The organism is Methanosarcina sp. 2.H.T.1A.6 (genome assembly GCF_000979455.1).
Lineage (GTDB): Archaea > Halobacteriota > Methanosarcinia > Methanosarcinales > Methanosarcinaceae > Methanosarcina.
In genome coordinates this window covers 1-25,974 of the sequence record NZ_JJOY01000051.1, presented here as the reverse complement: position 1 = coordinate 25,974, position 25,974 = coordinate 1, and the positions used below count along the sequence as shown (strand labels likewise).

General features: G+C 42.2%; 24 protein-coding genes, 3 tRNA genes and 1 pseudogene. 17 read left to right on the top strand and 11 right to left on the bottom strand.

All coding sequences use genetic code 11. The features are described from left to right. Positions 1-132: 132 nt before the first annotated feature. On the top strand, positions 133-1,446 hold the full coding sequence (locus tag EO98_RS16340; RefSeq protein WP_052734447.1) for a cytochrome D1 domain-containing protein: 1,314 nt from the start codon (positions 133-135) through the stop codon (positions 1,444-1,446). A gap of 216 nt (positions 1,447-1,662) precedes the next feature. On the opposite strand, the gene EO98_RS19455 is transcribed toward EO98_RS16340, so the two are convergent. Both EO98_RS19455 and EO98_RS19285 read right to left on the bottom strand, forming a co-directional pair. After that, a complete protein-coding gene (locus EO98_RS19455; RefSeq protein WP_255350287.1) occupies positions 1,663-1,788 on the bottom strand; it encodes a hypothetical protein in 126 nt (41 codons plus the stop codon). Positions 1,789-1,817: 29 nt separating this feature from the next. Next, complete coding sequence (locus EO98_RS19285) at positions 1,818-1,967, bottom strand: hypothetical protein (protein WP_235283482.1); 150 nt, start codon at positions 1,965-1,967, stop codon at positions 1,818-1,820. 835 nt (positions 1,968-2,802) lie between these two features. Here EO98_RS19285 and EO98_RS16335 point away from each other — a divergent pair. The 3 genes from EO98_RS16335 (at position 2,803) to EO98_RS16325 (ending at position 5,386) form a co-directional block, all read left to right on the top strand. Continuing rightward, positions 2,803-3,684 carry a C39 family peptidase gene (locus EO98_RS16335; protein WP_235283977.1) on the top strand — a complete coding sequence of 294 codons (882 nt, stop codon included), beginning with the start codon at positions 2,803-2,805 and terminating at the stop codon, positions 3,682-3,684. A gap of 258 nt (positions 3,685-3,942) precedes the next feature. Then, positions 3,943-5,202 (top strand): YncE family protein, encoded by a 1,260-nt coding sequence (locus EO98_RS16330; RefSeq protein WP_048138155.1) that lies wholly within the window; start codon positions 3,943-3,945, stop codon positions 5,200-5,202. Continuing rightward, entirely contained in the window at positions 5,174-5,386 is a 213-nt protein-coding gene (locus EO98_RS16325; RefSeq protein WP_048138159.1) for a hypothetical protein, read from the top strand. The genes EO98_RS16330 and EO98_RS16325 overlap by 29 nt, the downstream gene beginning before the upstream one ends. A gap of 33 nt (positions 5,387-5,419) precedes the next feature. Here EO98_RS16325 and hdrB read toward each other — a convergent pair whose 3' ends face one another. The 3 genes from hdrB to hdrA are packed head-to-tail and all read right to left on the bottom strand — an operon-like array spanning position 5,420 to position 9,442. Then, on the bottom strand, positions 5,420-6,364 hold the full coding sequence (hdrB, locus tag EO98_RS16320; protein WP_048138166.1) for a ferredoxin:CoB-CoM heterodisulfide reductase subunit HdrB: 945 nt from the start codon (positions 6,362-6,364) through the stop codon (positions 5,420-5,422). Further along, entirely contained in the window at positions 6,318-7,028 is a 711-nt protein-coding gene (gene hdrC / locus EO98_RS16315; protein ID WP_048138168.1) for a ferredoxin:CoB-CoM heterodisulfide reductase subunit HdrC, read from the bottom strand. Before hdrC ends, hdrB begins: the two co-directional genes overlap by 47 nt. After that, complete coding sequence (gene hdrA, locus EO98_RS16310) at positions 7,025-9,442, bottom strand: ferredoxin:CoB-CoM heterodisulfide reductase subunit HdrA (protein ID WP_048138170.1); 2,418 nt, start codon at positions 9,440-9,442, stop codon at positions 7,025-7,027. Before hdrA ends, hdrC begins: the two co-directional genes overlap by 4 nt. 772 nt (positions 9,443-10,214) lie before the next feature. Between hdrA and EO98_RS16305 the strand changes: the two genes are divergently transcribed. Together EO98_RS16305 and EO98_RS16300 are read left to right on the top strand one after the other, a co-directional pair. Next, positions 10,215-10,616, top strand: coding sequence for a transcriptional regulator (locus tag EO98_RS16305; protein WP_048135520.1), 402 nt, complete (start codon positions 10,215-10,217; stop codon positions 10,614-10,616). A gap of 823 nt (positions 10,617-11,439) precedes the next feature. Then, positions 11,440-11,853, top strand: coding sequence for a transcriptional regulator (locus EO98_RS16300; protein ID WP_082098654.1), 414 nt, complete (start codon positions 11,440-11,442; stop codon positions 11,851-11,853). A 607-nt stretch (positions 11,854-12,460) separates the two neighbouring features. Here the strand turns inward: EO98_RS16300 and EO98_RS16295 are convergent. Next, positions 12,461-12,534 (bottom strand) — tRNA-Ile (locus EO98_RS16295). Positions 12,535-12,602: 68 nt separating this feature from the next. Further along, positions 12,603-12,679, bottom strand: a tRNA-Ile gene (locus EO98_RS16290). 227 nt (positions 12,680-12,906) lie between these two features. Between EO98_RS16290 and EO98_RS16285 the strand changes: the two genes are divergently transcribed. Continuing rightward, positions 12,907-12,978 (top strand) — tRNA-Ala (locus tag EO98_RS16285). A 199-nt stretch (positions 12,979-13,177) separates the two neighbouring features. On the opposite strand, the gene EO98_RS16280 is transcribed toward EO98_RS16285, so the two are convergent. After that, positions 13,178-15,301, bottom strand: a complete 2,124-nt coding sequence (locus EO98_RS16280; RefSeq protein ID WP_082098653.1) for a PGF-pre-PGF domain-containing protein — start codon at positions 15,299-15,301, stop codon at positions 13,178-13,180. A 641-nt stretch (positions 15,302-15,942) separates the two neighbouring features. On the opposite strand from EO98_RS16280, the gene EO98_RS16275 reads away from it, so the two are divergent. The 9 genes from EO98_RS16275 to EO98_RS16235 all read left to right on the top strand — a co-directional run bounded on the left by EO98_RS16275 (position 15,943) and on the right by EO98_RS16235 (position 23,734). Continuing rightward, entirely contained in the window at positions 15,943-16,512 is a 570-nt protein-coding gene (locus tag EO98_RS16275) for an HdeD family acid-resistance protein (protein WP_048138174.1), read from the top strand. A 184-nt stretch (positions 16,513-16,696) separates the two neighbouring features. Continuing rightward, positions 16,697-17,347 (top strand): SdpI family protein, encoded by a 651-nt coding sequence (locus EO98_RS16270; RefSeq protein ID WP_048138176.1) that lies wholly within the window; start codon positions 16,697-16,699, stop codon positions 17,345-17,347. Positions 17,348-17,583: 236 nt separating this feature from the next. After that, positions 17,584-18,066, top strand: coding sequence for a peptidylprolyl isomerase (locus EO98_RS16265; protein WP_048138178.1), 483 nt, complete (start codon positions 17,584-17,586; stop codon positions 18,064-18,066). 3 nt (positions 18,067-18,069) lie between these two features. Beyond that, on the top strand, positions 18,070-18,630 hold the full coding sequence (locus tag EO98_RS16260; RefSeq protein WP_048138180.1) for a peptidylprolyl isomerase: 561 nt from the start codon (positions 18,070-18,072) through the stop codon (positions 18,628-18,630). 134 nt (positions 18,631-18,764) lie between these two features. After that, positions 18,765-19,253, top strand: a complete 489-nt coding sequence (locus EO98_RS16255; protein WP_048138435.1) for a peptidylprolyl isomerase — start codon at positions 18,765-18,767, stop codon at positions 19,251-19,253. Positions 19,254-19,328: 75 nt separating this feature from the next. Then, a complete protein-coding gene (locus tag EO98_RS16250) occupies positions 19,329-19,727 on the top strand; it encodes a tRNA synthetase (protein WP_048138182.1) in 399 nt (132 codons plus the stop codon). A 74-nt stretch (positions 19,728-19,801) separates the two neighbouring features. Then, positions 19,802-20,980 (top strand): sugar phosphate nucleotidyltransferase, encoded by a 1,179-nt coding sequence (locus EO98_RS16245; RefSeq protein WP_048138184.1) that lies wholly within the window; start codon positions 19,802-19,804, stop codon positions 20,978-20,980. 828 nt (positions 20,981-21,808) lie between these two features. After that, positions 21,809-22,864 (top strand): flippase-like domain-containing protein, encoded by a 1,056-nt coding sequence (locus tag EO98_RS16240; RefSeq protein WP_048138186.1) that lies wholly within the window; start codon positions 21,809-21,811, stop codon positions 22,862-22,864. Positions 22,865-22,873: 9 nt separating this feature from the next. After that, the gene (locus tag EO98_RS16235; protein ID WP_235283484.1) at positions 22,874-23,734 is read left to right on the top strand and encodes a diacylglycerol/polyprenol kinase family protein; all 861 of its coding nucleotides are present in this window, start codon (positions 22,874-22,876) and stop codon (positions 23,732-23,734) included. A 59-nt stretch (positions 23,735-23,793) separates the two neighbouring features. On the opposite strand, the gene EO98_RS16230 is transcribed toward EO98_RS16235, so the two are convergent. Genes EO98_RS16230 through EO98_RS16220 form a run of 3 tightly spaced genes read right to left on the bottom strand, consistent with a single transcriptional unit; the run spans position 23,794 to position 25,750 of the window. Continuing rightward, positions 23,794-24,114 carry a hypothetical protein gene (locus EO98_RS16230; RefSeq protein WP_048138188.1) on the bottom strand — a complete coding sequence of 107 codons (321 nt, stop codon included), beginning with the start codon at positions 24,112-24,114 and terminating at the stop codon, positions 23,794-23,796. A gap of 25 nt (positions 24,115-24,139) precedes the next feature. Further along, the gene (locus EO98_RS16225) at positions 24,140-25,486 is read right to left on the bottom strand and encodes a PqqD family peptide modification chaperone (protein WP_048138191.1); all 1,347 of its coding nucleotides are present in this window, start codon (positions 25,484-25,486) and stop codon (positions 24,140-24,142) included. Between the two features lie 54 nt (positions 25,487-25,540). Beyond that, positions 25,541-25,750, bottom strand: coding sequence for a hypothetical protein (locus EO98_RS16220; RefSeq protein WP_048160074.1), 210 nt, complete (start codon positions 25,748-25,750; stop codon positions 25,541-25,543). Between the two features lie 4 nt (positions 25,751-25,754). Here EO98_RS16220 and EO98_RS16215 point away from each other — a divergent pair. Then, positions 25,755-25,974, top strand: a pseudogene (locus tag EO98_RS16215) (hypothetical protein); the annotation flags it as partial.

Sequence of the window (25,974 nt, the reverse complement as noted above, 5' to 3'; positions counted from 1 at the left end):
GTTCACCTGATTACTCGTTTGTTTTATCTTGAAATTGACTTAAATTAATGAAGAATTTAGAAAAATGTCCAAAGTTCAAATCTTTTGAAAATAGCCCTGCCATGAAAGACATATACTGCTTGGGGATAAAAGATGAAAAATAAAAGTATATCAACAATATCGATTGACACTTTTTCTATTCCACTTCCATCTGCAGCAATGTCTAATAAAGCACGCAGAGAAGATACCCTCATAAGAGCTTTTGGAATAACTACACTTGCGATTTTAATATTGGTGAGTGTAGCAGGTGCAGCTCCATTTGCATACGTTACTAACTCCGACAGCAATAATATCTCTGTAATTGACACAGCCACAAACAAGGTTACAGCCACAGTAGATGTAGGAGAACATCCTGCTGGAGTTACAGTCAGTCCGGATGGGAAAAAGGTATATGTTGTGAACTCACGTAGCAACACTGTATCTGTAATTAACACCACCACGAACAAAGTTATAGGCACTGTGAAAGTAGGAATCTATCCTCAAAAAGTTGCAGTCAGTCCGGATGGAAATAAGGCATATGTGACGGACTTCAGCTACGGCACTGTTTCTATTATTGACACAACCACAAACAAGGTTACAGCCACATTGAAAGTAGGAAATTTTCCTTTCGGAGTTGCAGTCAGTCCGGATGGAAAAAAGGTATATGTGGCGAATTCCGGCGGCGATTCAACTAACTTTACAGGTACAGTTTCTGTAATTGACACAGCCACAGACACTGTTGCAGCCACAATACACACAGGAAACAACTCTCTTGGGGTTGCATTCAGTCCGGACGGGACAAAGGCATATGTGATGAACTCTAATATTCGTCATGACTCCACAGCTACTATTTCTGTAATTGACACAAGTACAAATGAGCTTACAGCTTTAGTGAGCGTAGGAGACATTCCTTGTGGAGTTGCGGTTAGCCCGGATGGAAAAAAGGTATATGTAGCGATACAGTTTCCAGGACCCAATTCACTTACAGGTGCTGTTGATATCATTGATACAGCCGCAAACAAGGTTACAGCTACTGTACCTGTAGGAAGGGCACCTTGTGGAATTGCAGTCACTTCAGATGGAGCAAAGGTATACGTGGTGAACTGTGCAAGCCACACTGTTTCTGTAATTGATACCGCTACAAACAATGTAACAGACACAGTGAAAGTAGGAATCTATCCTGTTGGAGTTGTAATTGTGCCTTTTATGGATTCCAATATGACTGCCAAAAGTACAGGGGCAACCTCCAATGCAACTGAAGAAAGAAGTGATGCCGAACTTAATAATTCAAACAAAAATAACTCTGAATCCGATAATGGTAGTAGCTCAAATGGAAATGAATCGAGCAAAAATAACTCAACTCCAGGTTTTGGATTATTGGGAAGTTTGACCTGCATGTATGGAGTGCGGAAACTCAGGAAGAAGTAATAAAGGACCTGGATAACCCGGAATTATTGGCATTAATGATCCAATGACTGTTGGGTCAAATGGTACACCAAAAATTGAATTCGCCACCAGTCAAGAAAAAACGTATATATAAGCCAAAATTCCTCAAAGAAGTTCGATAAATTTCAACAAAGCCAAAAAATTAATTGGGAAAAATCAAAATAAAAAAGATGACCGGTTCAACTTTAAAACGGGATTTTATAATATACCGGTCTTTTCAAGAAAACCTTCAAGAGGCACGGAGTGAGTCTGAAAACCGCATACTTTGTAGGGGTCTGCGCCCATTGAGAGAGCTACGAGCTGGGCAATATTCATATGCACCATATCGTATTTTACCCCGAACTCTTTTTCAATTACAGGCTGGTAGCGGTCATACTGGATATGTGGCAGTTCGGGCTCATATGGATCATTAACTCCACTCCGGCTCTCTGAAGGCTGTCGAGTTTGGTTTTGGTAACCTGGAAAGAGGTGCTTTTGTTAAGGTGGAGCTGGGAAAAGCCCATTCCGAAGGTAAGGGTGCGGACGGTATTTTATCAGAATTTGTCTAAAAAGAGAGGATCTAATTTTTGGAGATGCTTGTCAAAGTTTAGAAGATTCACTGACTCTACAGGCTCACATGAAATACAAACACAGAGACTTTTGCTGTAATACTGTAAGCAGTCCACAAAGATCCTCTTATATGAGTATAGATGTGAATTTTTACATTTGGATATCAACTCTTGAATATATGTCAAGGATATATGCTTATACATATACTTATTGGCCAGATCATCAACTATAGAATATTCAGAATATTGCAGACTCAAAACAGGCACGAAAAACGGATAGTTCGATGGAATGGCCGGAAAACTTATAAGGAGTTAGATAAGAGGAATTCATGGAGTTCAAAAGTATTTCCCGTACCATACGAACTCCATAAAATACACCCTAAGAGGCATGATTTATGTTAGCTTTGCGTGTATTTAAGGCTTAGCTTGCCTGATCCTGCCTCCTGGGTATAAGATACACAGGAGATTAAAGTATGAACCGTAATAAAATTGGAGTAAGTATACTTGTTTTAGCAACACTGCTGATTGGTATGGTGTTAATGCCGGCAGTAAGTGCATAGGAAGAAAAAGATTATTCTGTAACTGCTGAGGAAGCTTTTAAGCATGCTAATGCGAACATGATAAGTTTCATAGCAGCCGATGCACCAGGCTTTGAAAATTGGACAGAGGCATCTATTGATACCAACCAGTTGAGCTTTATGATATAAATGGTCAGAAATTATTTTATCGGTTCTCAGTATATAAAGAAAATAAATTAATAGGTACAATCGACGTCTGTGCCGATAAAACGTTGGGGCCTTCAATTTATGACATTGTATTTGATCCGGAACCTTATAAAGTGGCTGAAGCCATGAAAAAATCAATAGAAATAGCCAAAAGTGAGTATTCAGATGGGGAAATCAAATCAACCAATTTGGTTGTATACAGCTATCCACGTATAGGAGCGATGACTGTAGTGAAAGACAAGACCACTGGAGTTGAACACCGGATATTTGTAGACGGATACACCCTTGATGAGGTACAAGATAAACCTGTAACTGAAACAGAACTTGGAGTTTGGTCAATGTATGACCAGATTTTGAAGTCTGGAAAGGAAAACAACTTAAAGGAATGGCAGAAAAGTGATCAGTACGCAAAATCTATAGAACAAGCAGCAGCTAATAAAGGAGTTAATATTAATGCTGCAGTTACTGAAGAAAATGTTAAAAAACTTATTGACGATGCAGCGATAACGGCAATAACAAGTGGAGATGTTCCTGTTCCCCATCTTGGACAAGAAACTAACTACTACTGTGTTCCAACTAGTATCCGAATGCTTTGTATGTACTTTAATGATCCGAATCCCGCCCCTTCACAAACGTCTATCTATACCTATTTGAAAGGGAAACCCCCGGTTGGGCTCACATGTTATGACATTGAAAAATGGGTTATAAATAAATGGGGAAAGACGCCAACTACTAGGACTTCTGCATTTAATAATATTGACGTTGTTACCGAGATTGACAATGAAAGACCTTTTTTCAGTCTGGTTTCTGGGCATTGTCGGGTTTGTCGAGGATACAAAAATGAAGGTGGGTATTTCTATTTGTATATTAATGATCCGCTCCCCGGTACTGCAATATATGAACGCACTTACGGTGGTCCAGAAGTTGCACGTGTATATGTGAGATAAAAAATCCTCACTGAGTTCAATAAAATTCTGGCTTTAAAGGTTGATTACATGTTTCTATACGATAAACCAAAGAGCAGGTTTATCGAACTTTTATTTTTAATATGTTTGTTTAAGTTAAGATATACACAATGTTTACTATTTTCATTTTTTACAAAATTGTTCCAAGATTTAAAGTTTAATTTATAAGTAAACCAAAAATACATTTTATATTTATCTCGAGATTATCTCAACTATAAGGATTCATAAGGGAGAATCATAATGAAAGAAATAACATGTGATAAAACATATCGAGAGCATATTCTCATAAAAGTTTTGGGAATAACTGCACTTGCGATTTTAATACTGGTGGATGTTGCATGTGCGGCTCCATTTGCATATGTGATGAGTGCGGGGAACTACATAAACAGTGGGACTGTTCATATAATTGACACAGCAACCAACAATGTTACAGACATGATGAAGATAGGAGGCTATCCTGGCGAAGTTGCAGTTAACCCTGCAGGAACAAAAATATATGTGACGAACTCAGGTATAGGCAGCAAAACTGTCTCTGTAATTGACACTGCAACAAATACAGTTAATGCCATGAATATAGGAGGCAGTTCTTGGGGAGTTGCAGTTAACCCTGAAGGAACAAGGGCATATGTGTCGGTTCGTGACAGCACCAATATCTTGGTAATTAACACAGCCACAAATAAAGTTATAGCCACGGTTAATGTGAAGTTGAATCCTGATAGAGTTGCCGTCACTCCAGATGGAACAAAAATTTATGTTACAAACCATATCAGCGACACTACTTCTGTAATTGACACAGCCACAAATGAAGTTATAGCCACTGTAAACGTAGGAAGTAGTCCTTGGGATGTTGCAGTCAGTCCTGATGGAACAAAAGTGTATGTGGTAAACTCAAACAGCGACACGGTTTCTGTAATTAATACTTCCACAAACACTGTTACAGACACAGTAAATGTAGGACGCTATCCTTGGGGAGTTGCAGTTAACCCTGCAGGAACAAATGTATACGTAACAAACTGGGAAAACAATTCAGTTTCTATAATCGACACAGCAACTAACAATATTACAGCTACAGTTCCTGTAGGAATTAATCCTTGTGGAGTTGCACTCACTCCTGACGGAAAAAAGGTGTATGTGGTGAACTACGGTAGCGACACTATTTCTGTAATTGACACGGCTACAAACGATGTAATAGCCACTGTGGACGTAGGAGTCGAACCCATTGAAATTGTCTTTGGGCATTTTGTAGATTCTAATGTAACTGATCAAAACACAGGGGCAACCTCCAGTTCAACTGAAGATATAGGGGTTGAAGAAACGAACTTATCATATGAAGAAATAAATGCTGCCGAACTAAATAATTCAAACAATAATAATTCTGAATCTAATAATGGTAGTAGCTCAGGTGGAAATGAATCAAGTAAAAATAACTCTACTCCAGGTTTTGGATTATTGGGAAGCTTGATCTGCCTGTATGGTGGATGGAAACTCAGGAAGAAGTAATAAAGGACCTGGACAACCCGGAATTATTGGCATTAATGATCCAATGACTGGTGGGTTGAATGGGACGCCAAAAATTGAATTAGACACCAGTCAAGAAAAAAACGTATATATAAACAAAAATTCCTCAAAGAAGTTAGATAAATTTCAACAAAGCCAAAAAATTAATTGGGAAAAATCAAAATAAAAAAGGTAGCCAGTTCTATTTAAAAACTGGACTTTATATTATTCCGGTCTTTTCAAGAAAACCTTCCAGAGGCACGGAGTGAGTCTGGAAACCGCATACTTTGTAGGGGTCTGCGCCCATTGAAAGAGCTACGAGCTGGGCAATATTCATATGCACCATGTCGTACTCTACCCCGAACTCTTTTTCAATTACAGGCTGGTAGCGGTCGTACTGGATATGGCAGTTCGGGCACATGTGGATCATTAACTCCACTCCGGCTCTCTGAAGGCTGTCGAGTTTAGTTTTGGTAACCTGAAGAGAGGTGCTTTTGTTAAGGTGGAGCTGGGCAAAGCCCATTCCGCAGGTAAGGGTACGGTCTTCGTACCAGCGGACAGGGGATGCTCCGCAGGCTTCAGCTATCGTGTCTATAAGCTGGGGGTTTTCCGGGCTTCCGACTACATCGAGATACTTGACTTTATAATAGTGGCAGGCGTGATGGGAGGCTGCTTTAACTCCTGAGAAATCGAATTGTTTCTTTTCCTTTATCTGATCGACTTTACTCAGGAGGACCTCGACTGCATGATAGAAGTTGGTCCGGGAGTCCATATCGCCCTTTTCATAGACAAGGTCATCGAAGCCCTTTTCCCTGAAGATGGAGTTGACTTTTTCCCGGACCTCAGTATTGGTGTTAAGGAGTTCGCATGCCTCCTTGTTAATGGCATAACAGGTTGAACAGAGGCAGGTTATATTGGGATATCCGCTCCTTCTGGCGATTGCAAAGTTCCGGGCTGCAATAGCTGCTGTTGTGAGGCCTTCAAAGATATCGGTGTAGTGCCCTATCCCCGTGCAGCAGGACTGCTCATCGTTTATACCGTAATCTATCCCGAGCCGGTCAAACACGTAACTTGTGGCCGTTTCTATTCCAGGATATTCCTGCCCGACCATGCAGCTCTTAAACAGTAAGAGCTTGCTGTCCGGTATACTCTCTATCGCTTTCAAAGCCAAAGCCTCCGCGTTTTTTCTCGTTTTCAGTGCCGTCGGTCTTCAGGAACCCGTGAATTTTTTTTTCCTGGATCCTTGCTTTGATCCATTTTTCCCTTTCGAAATAGCCCGTGCTCTCAAGAATAGCCTGAACTTCTCCATTGGTGTTCCTGACATCCCTGGCGCTGAGCCCCAGTTCGGAACGGATGGGCTCCAGATTCCTTTTCATTCCAATCCAGCGCTCTCCAAGGTCTTTCTCCATGTTCTTGACACCAGCTCCCGGGACCTTGCTGGCTCCGTTTTCGGCAAGGTACTCTCCGATCTCAAGGAAATAGGCAAGCTTTTCAACCCCGATTCCTTCGTTGATAGCGATCTGTCTGAGCACCTGCACGATTGTTACAGGGCTGTTGTTCCTGGGACAGCGCACATTACAGGAATAGCAGTAGAAGCAGGACCAGATCATTTCAGATTCAAGCACACTACGATCATTTTCGAGCACCTTTTTTACGATCTGCCGCGGGCTGTAGTCCGTAAACCGAGCTGCAGGACAGGAAGCAGTGCAGGCTCCGCACTGGATACAGCGGTCTAGTCCCATGGATTCGGGGGTTCGGATACTTTTTTTTGCGGTCTCTGCAAGAGTTTTACACTCCGGGGTATCGTATTTATTTACATATGGCATCATCTGATCACCTCTCCTTCCCGGGCAAGGCGGGTAAAAGTTCCTGCAAGCCCTTTTGTGTTCGGAACATAGGTTTTTTTGAAATAGATCCGGTTTCCTGAATCTCCAAGTTCTTCTTTGAGTTTTTCAACGTGCCTGGTAGTAAGAGGGTATATTATCTCGGCTCTCGGGCTGTCAGGCGGGTCTTCTACAAAAAGGACAGAAGACGCCCCATGTTTTAAAGCATGCAGCACCAGGTCTCTGTCCACTACCAGGCCTGTAGGGACCTTGATTAATTTAACATTTGAAGGATATGTGAGCACACTGTTACCTATATTATCGCAGGTAAGGGAAGCAATCCCGGAATTTACAAAGCCAAGCACATCTCCTTCTTCGAGCACACCCTCCATCTCGGCTTTTAGCTGGGATTTCGTAAAGCCTGCGATCTGAACGGCTCCATCCTTGCAGAGATCAGTACAGTATCCGCAGCCCGTACAGATGAGAGGGTCAAGAACAACCCTTCCGCCCTCATTCAGGGAAAGGGCCTCGAATGGGCATTTAAGGCACTCCCCACAGCGCGTGCAAAGCAGCTGGTTGACGACTGCAATTTCGTTATCCAGCGTTTTCGGGCTGTCCGTAATGAAAGTCCTTGCCCTTATAGCTGCAAGTCCGGACTGGGCAATGGTATCTGTAACATCTTTAGGGCTCTGGGCAGTGCCGCAAACAAAGATTCCGTCAAGGGAACTGTCTACTGGTTTTAGCTTGGAGTGCCTTTCCTTAATAAAGCCGCTTTCATCCTGGCTCAGATTCAGCACACTGGCAATTTTCCTGGTCCCCGGAGAAGGTATCATGGCCGCGGAAAGTACAACAAGATCAGCAGGAAGTTCTCTCATTTTCTGGTTAAGGGTATCTTCGACCCTTACAACAAGGCTCTTGTCCGGCTTTTCAACAACTTCGGCAGGCCTTCCCCTAACAAATTTGACTCCGGTATCCTGAACTGCACGGTAATAGTTTTCATAAAAACCAAAAGCCCTCATATCAATATAGCAAATCGTGATTTCTATTTCAGGATATTTTTTCTTAATCAGGCTTGCGTGTTTCAGAGCCGCCATACAGCAGTATCTTGAGCAGTAACGATTTCCGCCCTCTTTTTCGTCTCTTGAGCCCACGCACTGGATCATGACAATTCTTTTTGGCGTTTCGGCATCAGAGGACGGCGCAGAGGAACTTTCGCACCTTGAAGTACAGCTTGCAGGAGTTGAAACAGCAGAAGCTTTACTGAAATCGGAGATCCTCAGAAGTTCCCCTTTTGTAGGGCCATTGATGCCGAGGACTCGGGCAAGTTCCATCTGGGTCAGCACATTTTCAAAAATTCCGTATCCATACTGGGGTTTCTGGGAGACGTCATACTCCTCAAAACCAGTGGCAACAACAACTGCACCTACGTTAAGTTCAACAATTTCTTCCTTCTGGGAAAAATCAATTGCTCCGGTTTTACAGGCATCTGCACATTTTCCGCAGGTTTCCCCCTTTAACTGGAGGCAATAATCGGGATCAATACAGTAGATCTTGGGGACTGACTGGGAGAAGCGAAGAGAAATTGCCTTTTTGTCCATATAACCGCAGTTGAACTCGTCTTCAACCGGGGTAGGACAGACACGGCTGCACCTTCCGCATGCTGTGCAGCTGTCTTTCACATATCTTGGCTTCTTCTTTAACCTGACAGTAAAGTTTCCTGCGCTTCCGCTCAGGCTTTCAACTTCGGTCCAGGTCAAAAGTGTAATTTTCGGGTGGGCTGCAACTTCGTTCATCAGAGGGCTGAGTGAGCACATTGCACACTCTTCCGCAAGCTTATCAGGGGAAAATATCTTCCCGATTTTCGCCATCTGCCCGCCTATGCTTGAATTTTTCTCAACAAGGAAGGTGGAAATCCCATTATCTGCAAGGTTCAGCGCAGCTGTGATTCCTGCTATCCCCCCACCTATAACAAGGGCCTGCTGAGCAATATCCACTTTTATTTCTTTCAGGGGCTCTATGTTTTCCAGGCGTTTTAGCTTGGCCCGCAGGAGAGAAAGAGCTTTTTCAGTAGCTCCTGTTTTGTCGGGATGCACCCAGGCGCACTGTTCCCTTAGATTTGCAATTTCAAGCCCTGCTCTATTCAATCCGGTTTCCTGGATGCACTTTCTAAAGAGAGTGCCATGCTTGGAAGGAGTGCACGAACCTATTACTACCCTGTTCAGATTCCCTTCCAGAATTTTATTTTTGATCAGGGACTGCCCCTGGCTTGAGCACAGGTACTCATAATCAAAAACCGAGATCCCTTCTGCCTTAAGGGTTTTTTTTACGGCATCTACATCAACGTGTTCGGAAATGTTCCCGCTGCAGTGGCAGATAAATACAGCAGCTTTGTCCAGTCCATCAGTCGTCCCAGCAGTCATTATACTAAATCTTTCAGGGATTTGTATTTAAACATTGCCGAAAAAATAGGATAAGTAACCCAAAGAGGACAGATGAAAGAGCATAGTTGCAAAATTAGGACAGATATTTGAGAAAAAGGAGATTTTAACGCTTATCTGTTTCAGTTGTACCCTGGTAAGCGTCCTCAGATTGTAGAAGATATACTATCAAAGGTTTTAATCCTATATATACCTGAATGAAGAACTGCAAAAGATCACGTTGCCCAGCTTATTCCTTACCCTGTAGCTCCATAGATTTCGCAAATAAAAGTTGCGCTGGCGCACCCCGCCGCAAGGTGCAGGGTATTCGACTGAAATATATTTAGTGCCTCTTATTGTCAGAAAGTTATTATATGCATATAATTATATATAGGGAGATCATTATTATATAAATTAACTGAGATGCCAGATTTGTTGGGCACTTCCTCAGATTTTAACTTTAAATAAATACAGATATATTAAGTGAAAAAATAAAAAATTCAAAAATAGCCATTTGGAATTAACCATTTGAAGTAATTGAGTGAGATAATTTATTAAGTTAATTCATTAAGTTAATTCATTAAGTTAATTTATTAAGTTAATTCATTAAGTTAATTCATTAAGTTAATTCATTAAGTTAATTCATTAAAGCTAATTCGTTAAGTTAATTCATTAAAGTTGTTCGTTTGAAAATAATATATTTCCATGATCTGATGATACTGGATAAAACATGATACTGAGGCCAATATAAGGTGCTCTACGGTATAAACGGCAGATGATAGTTGTGGCAGATAATGGGCTAATATCAGAAGACAATAATATTAAAATGGGAGAGATTGAGTACGAAATGGTCGAGCTTTTGAGGAGGCTTAATATAAATAGACCTGTCGCCTTAACTCTTGCATGTCTCTCAAAAGGAGAAGAGATCTCTTCCCAGTGTATAGAAATGGTATCAGGTCTTAGACAGCCAGAAGTCAGCATTGCGATGCGCTACCTTCGTGAAAATGACTGGGTAGACATGAGGGAAGAAAAGAAGAACCAGGGCAAGGGCAGGCCGGTAAAGCTATACAAACTGACAGTTCATATGGAAAAAATTATTGACACAATAGAAGAAAACATCATTGCTGAGAGTAATACCATACGCCAGAACATAGAACGTCTCAAGAACCTTTCCTGAAGAATCGGCGAAAAAATTGAGATTAACGCGTTTTTTCTCTTACAATCTCATATGTAAAAGGTTCATTCTTAAATTAAAAACCTGAATATATAATCAGGGAATAACTCCTCATAACCTGAACAGTTAAATTAAAGATATCTTATTCTCTTTTTGCTTTCTCTTTTTTATTCCAGCTCAGGTTTGAGGTCCCAAAAGTAATTTTATCACTTATTCAATGTCTCTGGCACCCATTGATTATATGGCTCTGGTCCAAAATCCAGTGATTTTTGCATTTTTTGATTGAAACAATGAATTTGCAGAAAGAATCCATACTTTGAATAAACTCAATATTCGACATCTATAGACTTCAATCCTGATTACGTGTTCAAAGAATTATAACCAATTTTGAAATCCAGTGATTTTTTTTGTTTACACTAATCACTGGATTTTAGAACTGAGTCGATTATATAACTCATTTATTTTTACTCGAAAAATATAACGCTACTTTTGCTTGAATCAGCTGCCACAATAAATTTTTCAAAATATTATATGTATTGCATTTATATTCAGGAAGTGACTGTAAAATTACCCACTTGAAATAGCGAAGAGCCACAATTATTTAAGGGGGAGGCGAGTCAGGGCACTTCATATCGTTTATTAAGAAGAAAGCCCCAAAAAGGTCAACCGCAGCAAATTAAGCAAAACGAAGTCAGTAGCCACATAAAATTGAATGTTAACCAGTGTAACATTTTAAAATATAAATATAAATAAACATATATTAAAACTAAAACATAAGTAAATATTTATATTAATTCACTCTATAATGCTTCTTTGGGTGATTATAATGGTAGATGAAAGTGGTTTAGCTATAGAAACTACTGACATAACGAATGAGATTCCCTTATCCATGGGATCAAGCGAATATGAAATGATAGAATTATTTAGAAAGATCAATATCAGCAGGCCAATTGCTCTTACCCTCGCCTGCCTTGCAAAAGGAAGGGAAATCTCTTCCCAGAGCATCGAAATGGTATCTGGTCTTAGACAGCCGGAAGTCAGTGTTGCAATGCGGTACCTCCGCGAAAACGACTGGATTAACATCCGGGAAGAAAAGAAATCAAAAGGTAAAGGCAGACCGATCAAGCTGTACAGGCTAACGGTCCCGATGGACCGCATTGTTAGCAAGATCGAAGACGAAATCATAGCCGAAAGCAGACTTGTGCTGAGGAATATTGAACGCCTGAAGCACATTGCCTGAAATTTATGATAGGGAACAGAATGGCCTGAAGTCAGGGGCAGGATTTCATACCGCAAATTGCCTGGACTTCAACTATCCAGAAGCCGTTCTGTCTTAAAGGGGATTACCCCCACCCTAACTTTTTTTCTTACCAACAACTTTTTCGTTAACAACTTTTCCGTTAGTATTATTCTTACTAACCCTAGTTGAGCCGCTCGAATTGTGTCTCGTCCGAATTGCGCCTCGGGAGGACGCGATCCATTTCTCTTCGCTCGCTCAAGCAGACTAATTTATAGTGTATCACAGTGAGCTTCGCTCAAGAGGACTAGATCGCAAATATTGGCAAAGCTTTTCCTTTATTCATACCTTCCGTATTTCATACTTGTGGAAATTGATTCTAAAATACATGAAAAAAGAGATTCTATTTTAGGATATTCCAGAAGATTAAAAAAGTAATCAGGTTGTAAAAGATCACATACAATTGAAAAAATGGAATCGGAATAGAGTTATTGATTGAAAGAAGATGTCTGAAAGAAGATGTCTGAAAGAAGATGTCTGAAAGAAGATGTAGGGAAAAAAACAAAAGGATAAACAAAAAAGAGTGAGATATCATTAAGAGAAAGTATAGTGGGCCCGCTGCGATTCGAACGCAGGACCTCACGGTTATCAGCCGTGCGCTCCACCAAGCTAAGCTACGGGCCCTCAATGAAGGTATTCAGTTTAGAAAACCTGAAAGTTCTCTGAGAAGACATTGTTGGATTGTTGGATTGTGGTGGGCCCGCTGCGATTCGAACGCAGGACCTCACGGTTATCAGCCGTGCGCTCCACCAGGCTAAGCTACGGGCCCAGATGTCAGGTTTTTCTATGATTATCAGAGTTGAAAGGCTTTTTTAGGGAAAGCATCCCAATCCGACAACACTTCTAATACTCGAATTACTACTTATACCTTTTGCTCGGATAGTAGGAATTTCCCAGATACTAAATTTTATTTACAGGAAGCGGAGCATGTGTGGCGACAGTTATATATACGATACTGAGTGTATGTGGGAGTGCTGACAAAGCAAAACGCAACATGGGCCGGTAGATCAGGGGTAGATCGCTACCTTGGCATGGTAGAGGCCTCGGGTTCAATTCCCGACCGGTCCATATTCTTTTCTAATTAAATTGGTAATTAAGCTGAAACCATTATAGTTTTTAATTCCACTACTTCTCTTAAGGTTTTAGAGGTTGATTCCTGGATATGAGGATTTTATGACAAAACCGATTACAGGCTTATTGAGTATCAACCTTTCCTCACAAAAAAAGATAAAAAAGAAACGCTATGAAGCGTTCCATTTTCATGACCTCATTTTGGTATCTGTCTATAAATAATCGCACATATCAGGCCTAAAAAGAGTAAACCTATTATGCCATAGACCGGAGAGATGCCAGAGAATTTTGTGCTCTCACTCTGTTCTGAATCCGTGTCCAACCCTGTACTTTCATTACCTTCTCCTTGCAGCGACCGGGTTTCAAGCGAAGTCCCTTTTTCGGTTACTTTTTCAGGGGCACCCTGTGACTCACCTGTTATCGCAAAAGAGGCAAATCCCGGGGTTTCAGCTGTGAAATACAGGTATTTTTTATCTTCACCTGACAGGCTGGCTGGCAGCTGCGTCCAGACTTTTTCATCATACCTGTTCAGGGTGATCGAGTCCTGTTCTATTAGCTTATCCTGGATCCAGGCCTTTTCAACTTTGAAGCTCAGGGTGGGGTTTTCGATGTTTTTTGAGGTTGCATATCCGGCATTTCCTACCCAGACATTGAAAGACTTGTAGACCTCGCCTGCAGGCATCTTCGAGACAAGGGCTGACTTTTTCTTTAACTGCTCAACAATGGTTGTGGTCTTGCCTACGTTCTTGATCGCATCGAAGCCCACAGACACAACACAGGTGGCGTTCTTCGTGAACTCGAACTTTACGGCCTTACCGTTTGTAATGAAGACCTGGGCAAGCTCCTTGACCTCTACATTCTTTGCAGGCTCAGGAGATCCTCCGCCTCCGCCTCCGCCACCACCGCTGTGGCTTCCTCCGCTGCTTTTCTTCTCTACAGCTATCAAAGTAGTTTTTACATCAGTGCCTTTTGCATTGATCGCAGTCAGTTTAGCGGTATAGGTTCCTGTGGCAGGATACACATAAACAAAGCTTGCCGCGTTTGAGTCCTCGACTCCGTCATTGTTTACGTCCCAGCTCCATGATGTTGCATTCTGTGAACGGTCAGTAAAGGAGACTGAAAGGGGAGCAGAGCCGCTGGTAGGATTGGCGATAAAGTCTGCTACAGGAAATACATCATTATCTACATTCTCTTCCAGCACAGTTATAACAGCAGTTTTTGAATCCGTGCCTTTCAGGTTGCTTACTGTAAGGTTAACAGTATAGTTTCCTGCCTTGTAATAAGAATGCGTTGGATTCGTATCGCTTGAAGTAGCTCCGTCTCCAAATTTCCAGCTCCTCGATGTTGCGTTCTGCGAACGGTCAGTAAACTGAACGGGAAGGGGGGCAGAGCCGCTAGTGGGATTGGCGGTAAAGTCTGCGACAGGGGGTACAGGTACAGGCTCCGTCCTGGGGGTCACCAGAGGCAGATAATCAATATTCTGCTCGTTTAGAGAGTAAGGTTCCTCCGCAAACCCATCACCGTTAGCATCCAAATGAATCTGGGAGAATCCAGCTCCTGCAGGAGATCCCCAGAAGTTACCTCCTATATAAGGACCGCCTATTATGTTCAGGCCAGGCATATTTGGGACGCTGAACGACCCTCCGGGGTTTCCGTCCTCAATCAACAGGTTAACGTCATTCAAAAAATAGTTATTATATACCGACGCAGAGTCCCTGATGATATAAAGACCGATGCCACAGTTTTTGATAATGTTACCAGTTACAATATGACCACCCGCACCGTATGTGAGTGTGATACCTATATCACATTCTCTGAAAGTGTTTCCTGTTATTTTGTTGTCAATACTGTCATATGTAGATACACCAACCGGGCTGCCCATAAAGAGGTTATTCATTATGGTTTGGTTCCCGTACATGTAACTGGTGCCCATGCTGACACCGCAGCCGTTGAACCGGTTGTTTCGAATTGTGCAGGATACCCCACCCTCGGAGAAGTCAACGCCTTTTGTGATTGTGAGCCCCTCTATTCTGGAGTGTCTGAGAAGAGAAAAACCACCGACTGAAGGATATTCAGCTCCAGCTGCTCCTTTGATAGTCACTGATTTATTTACGAATATGGTTTCATCAGGATACGTACCAGGGCTAACCAGAATGATATCTCCATCAACCGCATCTTTCAGGGCCTCCTGGATTGTTGTGTAGTTCCCCGGTCCATCGTCGCCAACATAAAACTCAGTCGCAGCTGCGTACCCGGTAATAACCTGAAGTGCGAGAGCCACTGTAAATAAAATCGATAATAATCTTTTTATTTGCCACAAAAGAAAAACCCCTACAAATTATTTTAGAATCTCAATATCAAGAGTTACCTCAAATCCCCATTTTTGACTGTACAGGATGCACTGGTATGGCTGAGGCGTTGTCTTTAAAGGACATAAAAACGTCCTAAGTCACACTTATTGAGTTTTAAAATGAATTTATTTTACGAAATTGGCAATGTTATATCAAATTAACTAAATTATCCTAGTTTTTTGTGATAAGGTGTGATTTTTTAGTCAACGTGCCAATAAGAAGTAAACATTGTTTGAGAATATTCACATGCAGTTATTTAGATTGTCTTTTGAGTTGCGCACGTCCCGGTTTCGGTGTACAGGAAAGATTAAAAATAAAGATGCATTGTGGCGTTCAAAAATGAATATTGAGCAGCTATGAAGCATGGCCCATGTGTGCCTGAACACAGCACAGAACATTAGAAGAGAAATAAATACTCATTGATTTATATAATTTCAAATATATAATATATAGCGGAGATTAACCTTCTTACCTGACTGAATCACAGTGCACAGAAGAGTCGGGAAACTTCATACTTCAGGTAAGAGGTGTATTTTTGATACCTGTACTTTTTATTGGGGTAGCCGACAGTATCAAATTTTCTACTTAAAGCAACTCTGGAGGTAAGTATATGGAACAAACAGCTGCAGAATACCGCACTGTGGAATATGAAGTAATGCAGGTCCCCTGGTGGCTGGTTGTACTGGAAGGAATTTTTGCCGTAATCATAGGCTTATTTCTGTTGTTTTCACCTGTAGTAACCACCATAACCTTAGTCCAGATACTCGGAATCTTCTGGTTTCTGGGCGGAGTTATTTCAATCGTTTCACTGCTAATGGACAGAGAGAACATGGGATGGAAATTGCTCTCCGGTGTTATGGGCATTCTTATCGGGATTGTGGTATTTGTGTACCCGTACAGTCCCTTTGTAATCCTGGCGCTTCTTGTAATCATAATAGGAATCTGGAGTATTATATACGGCGTAATCAGACTTGTCTGGGCGCTCAAAGGAGGCGGAACGGGAATGGCGGTCCTCGGGCTCCTGACAATTGCCCTCGGGATACTCCTGCTGGTTAACCCCCTGGCAGGTGCCGTTGTCCTGCCCTGGATATATGGAATTTCCCTTGTAATAGGAGGGATTGCAGCACTGATTGGCGGGTTTAGAATGAAGTCCGGGAAAAACGTCTCATACTCAGGTTAAGGTTTTCAGAAAACTTGAAGGTCGATAAGCATTCCCACTCATATATGCAGTGCAAGATACAGTGCAAGATACAGTGCAAGATACAGTGCAAGATGCAGTGTCGGATCCGTAGCCAGTCCATTAGCGTTGGCAGACCTATAAGTACTCCACATTTTTAAATATTTGAAACATCTAAAGAATTTACATGCGAAAAGCTACAGTAGCAATAACAGGACTGGTTCTTCTTTCTTTTATCCTATCAATCTATTTTTACCCGCAGGTACCTGAACAGATGGCAACTCACTGGAACTCACAGGGAGAAGTAGACGGCTATATGTCGAAACTCTGGGGGCTCTTTTTCATGCCGTTAGTGATAACGGGTCTTGTAATTATGTTCCTGGTAATTCCGAGAATTGACCCGCTGAAAGAAAATATAGCAAAATTCAGGAAATATTATGACGGGTTTATAGCGATAATGGTTTTGTTTATGGTCGCTGTCCATCTCCAGATACTGCTCTGGAACACAGGAATTCAGATCAGCCCCAATGCCGTAATTCCTGTAGGGATAGGGCTTCTGTTTTATTATATAGGGATACTTACGGAAAATGCAGAGCAGAACTGGTTCATCGGAATCAGGACACCCTGGACTCTCAGCAGCGAGAGGGTGTGGAAAAGAACTAACCGGCTTGGAGGGAAACTATTCAAAATAGCAGGAATAGCAGCAATCTTCGGGGCTTTTTTTCCGGAATTTGCAATCTACTTCATCCTTGTGCCCGCAATTTTTGTAGCCGGGATTACTGTTGTTTACTCATATATTGAATATCAAAAGGAACTTAAAGAAAATGAAAGAAAATGAAAGAAGATTAAAGAAGTAGGTGAAAAAAGCGAAATGGACTGGAAAAAGGAATGAAAGAAAATGAGCAGGGCTAAAAGAGAGAACTAACAGAAATCGAAATTCGAAATCAAAACTTAAAAAATAAGGTTTAAAGCTTCCTGTGTTTCCTATTTCCGGGAATCATTTTAACCGGTTTCTAACACCTTATTTATCATTATGTTTATCTAACATGCTCTCATTTTGTCATATTGATTATTATGACTGAAGAGATAAGTAAAAATTTAAACAAACCAGTCGAAAACGGAGATAGTATTTCCGTTGATTATGTGGGAAAACTGGAAGATGGCACAGTTTTCGATACATCGGAAAAGGAAGCTGCCGCTGAGGCAGGTATATACAACGAAATGAGAGACTACAATCCTCTGACATTCACCGTGGGAGCGGGGCAGATGATTAAAGGCTTTGACGAGGGTGTGGTCGGAATGAAAGTGGGAGAAGAAAAAACCATTACAATTCCTCCCGAGGAAGCGTACGGAGAATATATGAAAGAGTACGCAAGGGAACTGCCATGTAATGCTGTGGATTTTACTCCGGAAGTAGGGATGCAGCTGGCTACGGAAACCGGACTCAGGGGCACTATCACAGAGGTAAGCGAGGAAAACTTCATTGTGGACTTCAACCATGAGCTCGCAGGCAAGACCCTGATATTCAAAATAAAAGTCGTTTCGATGGAGGCATAAAAAATGAGGGCGGGGAGGGGGACAATTTTTTTCCTGTCCATGCTGCTTCTGGGGAGCATAATCCTTGGAAGCGGATGCACGGATAAAGGGGATGTGACAGGGGAAAGCAGAGCTGTAAAGGCCGGTGATAACGTCCAGGTAGACTATGTGGGAAAACTCGAAGACGGCACAGTTTTTGACACTTCAATAAAAGAGGTAGCACAGGAAGCAGGCACATATAATCAGGAAAGAAATTACAGCCCCCTCGCCTTTACAGCTGGTGCAGGTCAGATGATTCCGGGTTTTGACGAGGGCGTAATCGGGATGAAAAAAGGAGAAGAAAAAACCATTACAATTCCCCCTGAAAAAGCTTACGGAGAATATGATGAAGCAAAAATTCAGGCCGTCCCCCTTGAGGACCTGAACCTGTCAGTGAAACCTGAAATCGGACAGACATTCAGCAGTATGTACGGGGGACAGTTCCGAGTCATTGATGTAAATGAAACGCATGTTACTTTTGACTCTAACCACGAACTCGCAGGCAAGACTCTGATTTTCGATATAAAGCTTATTTCAATAGAATGAAGCTTACATCAGTTAAACCGGTTTAAAACCGGCTTATATTTCATTAAAAAAGATGCACTCCTCTGGTGACCAGGAAAAGAATAAGGACTGCCGGAAAAAACTGTAAAGAAAAAAAATTAGCAGGAGAAGGAACAATGGAGAACTCTCGTACTGTGAAAAAGGGAGATTATCTCCTTATTGATTATACTGGAAACCTTGAGAACGGAACAGTATTCGATACCACCTTAAAAGAAAAAGCTCTTGAGGCTGGCATATATGATGAAGAAAAAGAATACACACCTTTATTTTTCAGGACATACACCGGTCAGGTGATAAAAGGTATCGATGACGGGGTTCTTGGAATGCGAGAAGGAGAAGAAAAAACCCTTGAAATCGTGCCTGAAGACGCCTACGGAGAATCTAAAAGTTATCTCGTTCAGAAAATTCCTCTTTCAAGACTTGAACTAAAGTACCCTCCGGAGGCAGGAAAAAAAATAATAACGCCTGGGGGAAGTGAAGTTAAAGTGCTCGATTCCACGGAAACTTACGCAACCCTTGACTTCAACCATGAACTTGCAGGCAAAACCCTGATCCTTGAAATAAAACTTGTCTCCATTGTGAACGGATCTGGAAATGTAAACTGATCCTTTAAATAAATTTATTCAAGATAATTCACAAGAAGTTAATTTAAGAATCCACAAACTGGAAAGTGGTGGAAGATGGAAAAGGAAGAGAAAGTCGTGGTAGTGCTGCTCGTTATGGCATTGTTCTCTCTTTCGACAGCGTACCTGCTCTTCGGGCAGGAACTTGCAGGAGCTGGACAACAGTCAGAAGGAAAAGCCCTGAAGTACACCCACGAATCCGAAGTTGGGGAAAAAGTGTCTCTTGATGCTGAGGTTTTAAGTAAACGATTTACTTATACCGGAGATCACCTGCTTTTAGAAGTAAACTTTGACTCCGAAGTCCTTAGCGTATTTATCCCGAAGACAGCAGGGGCCGAAGCCCTGGACGGATTAATCAATGAAGGAGACTTCATAAGCATAACAGGCATTATTTCTGAGTATAAGGGGAAGAAAGAGATAAGGGTAGAACGAAAAGAAGATATTGCTCTGAAATAATCGTCATCAATAAGCTTTGAAACAGGAAGAACAGATCGTTAACAATATATCTATAGAGTAACATTTGAGAAAATATGAAAGCATGTATCATGTGCGGAGGCACAGGGACAAGGCTCAGGCCACTGACCTTCAAACACCCGAAACCTAGCATACCGATTCTCAATAAACCATCAGTCCTGCACCTGATAGAGCACCTTTCGAGGGAAGGGTTCAATGAAATAGTCATGACCCTGGGATATATGGGAGAACGCATAGAGGAACAGCTCGGAGACGGGCACATGTTCGGAGTACACATAGATTATGTGTATGAGAAAGAAAAGATGGGGACAGCAGGCGGGGTAAAAAATGCTGAAAAGTACCTGAAAAATGAGCCTTTCATCGTGCTTGGGGGAGACCACGTCCTTAACCTCGACCTGAGGGAGATGTACCGCTTCCATGAAACAAACGATGCTCTGGTAACTATAGGACTTCTTTCCATTGATGACCCGAGGGAATTCGGGATTGCTGATATGGATATAAACAACCGGATCCACCGCTTCCTGGAAAAACCCAAATCCGGACAGATATTCAGCAATCTTGCAAGTACAGGCATTTACATCTGTGACCCTGAAATTTTTGACTGGATCCCTGAAAATAAAAAGTATGATTTTGCAAAAGACCTTTTCCCTGCCCTGCTTGCGGCAGATAAGAGAATTAACGGCATGCTTGTCCGGGGAAAATGGACTGATGTAGGGAGTTCGGCAGCCTACAGGCAGGCCCAGCGCTGGATGCTGGATGCCCTTCCAGGGACCACAATAGAAGGAAACTTCACAACAAGAAACGCAAGAATACGAGGCCCCTTATCCATAGGAAACAATGTCTCGATCGGTTCGAATTCTTCACTCGTTGGGCCCATTGTTATAGGAGAAAACACTGTAATTGGCGATAATGTCCTTATCGGACCTTACAGCGTGATAGGTGCAAACTGCACTATCGATAATAATGCAAAGATTCTTTCTTCGTACCTTTTTGATGATGTATGCATAGGTAAAAACTCCAACATCTCCGGAGCTGTAGTTGCGGATGAAACTGCTGTAGGAGATGAGTGCAGCCTGGAGAATGGGACAGTAATCGGGCATAAAGTCGTTATAGGGAACAATTCGACCATACATTCGGGAGTAAAGATCTGGCCTGAAGTTGTGATCGAAAAGAATTCCAGCATAAAGGAAATTGTAATCAATTCGGACTATGATACTACATATGAAGGCTCCTGAAATACAGGATTTAAAGAAAGGTTAAAACCGATCAAAAATTAAGAGTATATATAAGAGGATCTAAAATCAAAAGAGGATACCCAAAATTAAGAGTGAGTATAATCGAGAATCTGCATTGAGAATCTAAATCGGACCCCGTATTCCAGGTCAACCGCATAATTCCAGGTCAAAAGGTATGTTCCGGATTTATCCGGACTCAATTAAAAATTATTCATACCCTGGAAATACGGGTTTCTTGCAAATTCAAATTGAGTTTTCAATATTGATCAGAACCTTTGCTTTTTTGCTTTTGTAATCTTTCACAGGCATTCTGCTGGATTTTTGTCCGATTATTATCATTTCGGTACTCCCTTTTTAATTGGTTGGTATTTAAAGAAATGCCCGTATATGACGTCTTAAGCCTTTTTTCAATTCGTCGCTCAAGGCTTGAGCCCGCCTGCGTACAGTAGTAGATAAAAACAAAAGTATTAGACGGGCTGGAAACCTTATGCCAAATCTCAACCGTGTACCCGGGGACAACCATCATTTCTGATACAGATAATTTCTTTCTGATACACAGATAATTTTCATTTTCTTATTTTTTAGTACAGATTTCTTAAGAAACAGGAACTTTTAAGAAATACAATCGCTTAGTAGACATAAATCTGTTAAGAATAAGTAAGGATCTTATAAGAACGGTGCAGACTTTTTAAAATTGGACTCAAGACTAAAGAAAACAGTTCACTCTGACATATCGAACTTCTCTTGTGCCGTTCATTATATATTGGAGAAAGAAGTTTCCTTAAATAAGATAATACCTATACTAAAGAATAAAATTAAGAGATTTCAATGACCAGGTATAAAAAATGGCTTATTGGGTCGCTGGTTATCAGCGCTGTATCAATTGCCCTGGTTACATGCTTGACTTTTAACTCGGAGACTATTGAAACCCTGAAAAGGATCAAGCTGGAGTACATTCTGGCAGCTGCCCTCCTTCATATTAGCTCATACTTTATCTGGGGGCTGCGGACCCGGGCTCTCTGCAAAGCCCTGGGATACAGGATAAGTGTCCTGAAAGTGACAGAGATAGTCATCTCAGGTACTTTTGTGGCAGGGATTACCCCTTCTTCTGCAGGCGGAGAGATACTGAGAGTCCACGGCCTGAGCAGGAACAAAATTCCTCTCGGCAAGGCTACTGCAATCGTTGTAGGGGAACGCCTGCTTGATGCCATATTCATATTTTCCTGTCTGCCTTTTGCCTTTTACATTCTTGGGGACATTATTTCAAATTATGAATTTGATGCAGCTTTCTTAACAGTAAATATCCTTGTCTTTATACTTCTCGTCTTTTTTGTTTACGGCGTCTGGAAACCCGAAAAAGTAAAATACGTAACTCACAGGCTAACAGGCAGGCTTGCTCCTTTTTTTGGAAAAAAGACCGATGCTGCAGTTTCACACTTAATGGAACAGATTGACAGGGAAATAGACCATTTTCATGACAGTGTAAGGGTCTTTTTTTCAGAAGGAAAAAGAGGGCTGCTCTGTGGAATTGCCTATACTTTTATTTTCTGGACCGTAGAATTTTCACTCCTAGTCCTGATCCTGATGGGCCTTTCGCGGACACCTTCAATTATCACCGTCTTTGCAGCTCAGGTGCTACTGGCTGTTATAATGGTAATACCCGCAACTCCCGGAGCAAGCGGAGTTGCTGAATTAGGAGCAGCGTCCATTTTCTCTATTTTTGTAGATTCATCCATTCTGGGAATTACCGTGCTTGCCTGGAGAACCCTGACATACCATATGAACCTTTTAATAGGAGGACTAATGAGTCTGAAAATAATTAAAGACATGAATATGGTTAAAAAACTAATAGGAGACTCTGCTGAACCCCCACATAGCGCCTGAAAAAGTATTTTGAACCGGAAAAATCGCCGTACAGCAGAGGAAAACCGGGGAAAATACCAGAAGGAAGCCGGAGAAAAATACCGGGGGAAATGTCAGAGAAAAGCCAGAGAAAAGCCAGAGAAATACTGGAGAGATAAATCCTCAAATCCGGTTTTCAAAACTCTTTTTTGCAAGATATTTAATTTCAAGAAATCCGACTGCAAAGAAATCCGGGTTTCTCTAAGCCCACCGACCAGTATAGATTTATATTTTATTCTCACAAAACTTTATGCCATGCCCTCCAGAGAAGTTATCTTTGAAATCCTGAGAAAAAGTGTACATCTGGTCTCAGTCCTGATAGTGCTCATCTACGAATTTTTCGGAAAAGAGACAATCCTCTGGGTACTCATGCTTTTCCTTGTAACCGTCCTTTTCCTGGAATACTTCCGGCTCGAACAGGGCATGAAAATTCCCATATTCTATATGATGTACAGGGAACATGAAGCCGATAGCTTAGGAGGGCACATCTACTTCGCTCTGGGTGCAATTGCAACAATCTCCCTCTTCAACAGGGAAATCGCTTATGCTGCAATCCTTATGACCACCTTCGGAGACCTGGCTGCAGCCCTGATAGGAAAATTCTACGGAAAAAAAAGAATTTTCAAAAAAATCTTTAAAAACGATAAATCTCTTGAAGGGTCAACTTCCGAATTCATAATTGATCTGCTGATCGGACTCGTTATAGTCGGAGACCCCTTAGTGTCCCTTGTCATGGCTTTTTTTGCAACCCTTACGGAAACCGCAGTAAACCAGATAGACGATAACCTTGTGATACCGGTTTTTTCCGGCTTCTTCGGGCAGATGACCCTGCTTCTTCTGAGGAATTTATAAAAAATTTCAACGAAACTCCAGTCAAAGAGACAATCCCTTTAAAAAAATACACGTTGTTATTATTCATCCAGACCCTTTCCATAAAACTCCACAGGTGGTGGTATCCGAACAGCTTCGACCCACTTTGCTAAAGACCTGGGAACAGTAAATGGTTCATCCCCAAATACTTCGTGCACTAATTGAGAAGGACCAGAGATCGATACCCCATATTGCGATGGCGGGCCTACTAATTCAAATCCCAATCCGGTCAGTGCTTTAACCGCTTCATCCTGAGTCTCTTTAGTTGCCGCATATCGAGTGAAATTACGATCTTCTGATGGCTCTTTTAGAAGGATCGATTCCCCTGTTGCAGAACGGAAGATAACATCCACGACAATCATGCTATTATATTATGTTTAACTTATGTTACTTCAACCTTGCTTCTGTTGTATTTTGTGAGGCCCAGCACGACTTGTTGCCTCCAAAAAGATCACCCTTTGCATAATTCACTGCTCGGCAGCTTCCGGCACACCTGGGAAGCCAAGTACAGGCGGAACAGTTACCATGCAGGTCCGATACTCTCAGGCTCCTAAAATAATTCAGGAAACGTGAGCGGTACCATACATCACGAAATGAAGCAGAGCGAATATTATCTGCCCGTACACCCTCAAAGAAATGACATGTAAGTACTTCTCCAGCAGGAGTAATAGTTCCATACTCAACTGCACCCCCGCACTTGAGAGGCATCTCAGGTACTAGAGGATCTGGGCACAGGCTTCCATCAAGCATATCTTCAAATTCAAGTGGTGAAATCTGAAGTCTGGTACGTTCCCTCATATCATGAAGATACTGGACTATTTCCTTGACCTGTGCTAAAGGCACCTCCATATCTTTATGCAGTTGTCCTCGACCTTTTGGAACAAAAGGGATAAGCCGAAATGCTGTAGCTCCGAGTCGCTCTGTAAGTGCCACAATTTCTGGAATATCTTTGATATTTATAGATGAGAGCACAGTGCCAATAGTGACCTGATGCCCTTCTGCAACCAGGGCCTGGATACCTTCAATACATTTAGTAAACGCTTTTTGCCCTGGGCGCAGGATATCATAGATCTCAGGTCTTGAACCATCAAGGCTCACCTGTACATCCGCATCCAGGTTCATGAGGTGATGAGCAATCTGAGGTGTTATGAGAGTTCCGTTTGTTGCCACCTGGACACCCATCCCTAGTTCCCGAACCTTTTCTGCAATGGTAAAAAAATCAGGACGTAGTAAAGGCTCTCCACCGCTAAAGGCTATATTTTTTACCCCAAAAGCAGCAAGTTCCTCTGCTAGCTCAAGGCACTTGCTGGTGGAAAGTTCTTCTTCCAGTTTAGGGCCTGCACCGACTACACAGTGCAGACACCGAAGATTGCATGCTGCAGTAATCTCCCAGAAAATGCTCTGCGGCGGCTGGACAGGAACCGGCAGGGCGGGAACCCCACGCCACCAGATAAGTTCTCTTTCGGTTAATATCCTGAGGAGTTCCAGAACCCCTGGTTTGATAACTTCGGACCCACCAGCATCAGGATATAACTCTACGATATGACCAATAATATCTGAAAGTTGTGTTACGCCATCTGCGAGTCGGAGAACTTCAGCTGCCTGCCGGTTCAATCGAATAGGCCTGGCCATGAGGTGATTTGTTGTGATATAATCGTCCTCATTCCCGGATTCCTGAAGAGGATATGGAAAATATGGAAAATCATTATCATTTAGATTGTTTAGTATCAGCATCTAATACCCACCTGAAAGAACCCGGGAGAGAATTCCTCCCGGATCCAGAATGTTTTATTCTTTTGCGCTGGGATCAAATGCACCTTTCTTACAGCCCTTGACGCTGGGGAACCCGGAATATTCACCAGCCATGCCCAACTCTTCCAGAGCAGCGCAGTAAGCCTCTTCTGCAGCCTGGAGCGCATACTGATGTGCATCCTCAGGACTTAATTCATCCTGCTTGCCAGAAGCCATCCATGCTTCAGCGGTTGATTTTGGGACCATAATCGTGACTGGGACAAGGGGATCCTCAGGCTCTATTGGTGGGATAATAACTGGAACAGGGCAACTGGGTAATGGAGCAGGGGGGCATCGGATAGGAGCAGGCGGACATATCTTCGGAGCAGGTGGACATCGGATAGGACCGGGGGGACATATCTTCGGAGCAGGTGGACATCGGATAGGACCGGGGGGACATATCTTCGGAGCAGGTGGACATCGGATAGGAC

Excerpts from the sequence above, each read along its gene's own strand:
- EO98_RS16325 (WP_048138159.1), top strand. The coding sequence starts at position 5,174 with ATGGTGGATGGAAACTCAGGAAGAAGTAATAAAGGACCTGGACAACCC.
- EO98_RS16240 (WP_048138186.1), top strand. The coding sequence starts at position 21,809 with ATGACCAGGTATAAAAAATGGCTTATTGGGTCGCTGGTTATCAGCGCT.
- EO98_RS16275 (WP_048138174.1), top strand. The coding sequence starts at position 15,943 with ATGGAACAAACAGCTGCAGAATACCGCACTGTGGAATATGAAGTAATG.
- EO98_RS19455 (WP_255350287.1), bottom strand. The coding sequence starts at position 1,788 with ATGGTGCATATGAATATTGCCCAGCTCGTAGCTCTCTCAATGGGCGCA.
- EO98_RS16250 (WP_048138182.1), top strand. The coding sequence starts at position 19,329 with ATGGAAAAGGAAGAGAAAGTCGTGGTAGTGCTGCTCGTTATGGCATTG.
- EO98_RS16305 (WP_048135520.1), top strand. The coding sequence starts at position 10,215 with ATGATAGTTGTGGCAGATAATGGGCTAATATCAGAAGACAATAATATT.
- EO98_RS19285 (WP_235283482.1), bottom strand. The coding sequence starts at position 1,967 with ATGGGCTTTTCCCAGCTCCACCTTAACAAAAGCACCTCTTTCCAGGTT.
- EO98_RS16245 (WP_048138184.1), top strand. The coding sequence starts at position 19,802 with ATGAAAGCATGTATCATGTGCGGAGGCACAGGGACAAGGCTCAGGCCA.
- EO98_RS16225 (WP_048138191.1), bottom strand. The coding sequence starts at position 25,486 with ATGCTGATACTAAACAATCTAAATGATAATGATTTTCCATATTTTCCA.
- EO98_RS16255 (WP_048138435.1), top strand. The coding sequence starts at position 18,765 with ATGGAGAACTCTCGTACTGTGAAAAAGGGAGATTATCTCCTTATTGAT.
- EO98_RS16300 (WP_082098654.1), top strand. The coding sequence starts at position 11,440 with ATGGTAGATGAAAGTGGTTTAGCTATAGAAACTACTGACATAACGAAT.
- EO98_RS16265 (WP_048138178.1), top strand. The coding sequence starts at position 17,584 with ATGACTGAAGAGATAAGTAAAAATTTAAACAAACCAGTCGAAAACGGA.
- EO98_RS16340 (WP_052734447.1), top strand. The coding sequence starts at position 133 with ATGAAAAATAAAAGTATATCAACAATATCGATTGACACTTTTTCTATT.
- EO98_RS16270 (WP_048138176.1), top strand. The coding sequence starts at position 16,697 with ATGCGAAAAGCTACAGTAGCAATAACAGGACTGGTTCTTCTTTCTTTT.
- EO98_RS16230 (WP_048138188.1), bottom strand. The coding sequence starts at position 24,114 with ATGATTGTCGTGGATGTTATCTTCCGTTCTGCAACAGGGGAATCGATC.
- EO98_RS16330 (WP_048138155.1), top strand. The coding sequence starts at position 3,943 with ATGAAAGAAATAACATGTGATAAAACATATCGAGAGCATATTCTCATA.
- EO98_RS16260 (WP_048138180.1), top strand. The coding sequence starts at position 18,070 with ATGAGGGCGGGGAGGGGGACAATTTTTTTCCTGTCCATGCTGCTTCTG.
- hdrA (WP_048138170.1), bottom strand. The coding sequence starts at position 9,442 with ATGACTGCTGGGACGACTGATGGACTGGACAAAGCTGCTGTATTTATC.
- EO98_RS16220 (WP_048160074.1), bottom strand. The coding sequence starts at position 25,750 with ATGGTCCCAAAATCAACCGCTGAAGCATGGATGGCTTCTGGCAAGCAG.
- hdrC (WP_048138168.1), bottom strand. The coding sequence starts at position 7,028 with ATGATGCCATATGTAAATAAATACGATACCCCGGAGTGTAAAACTCTT.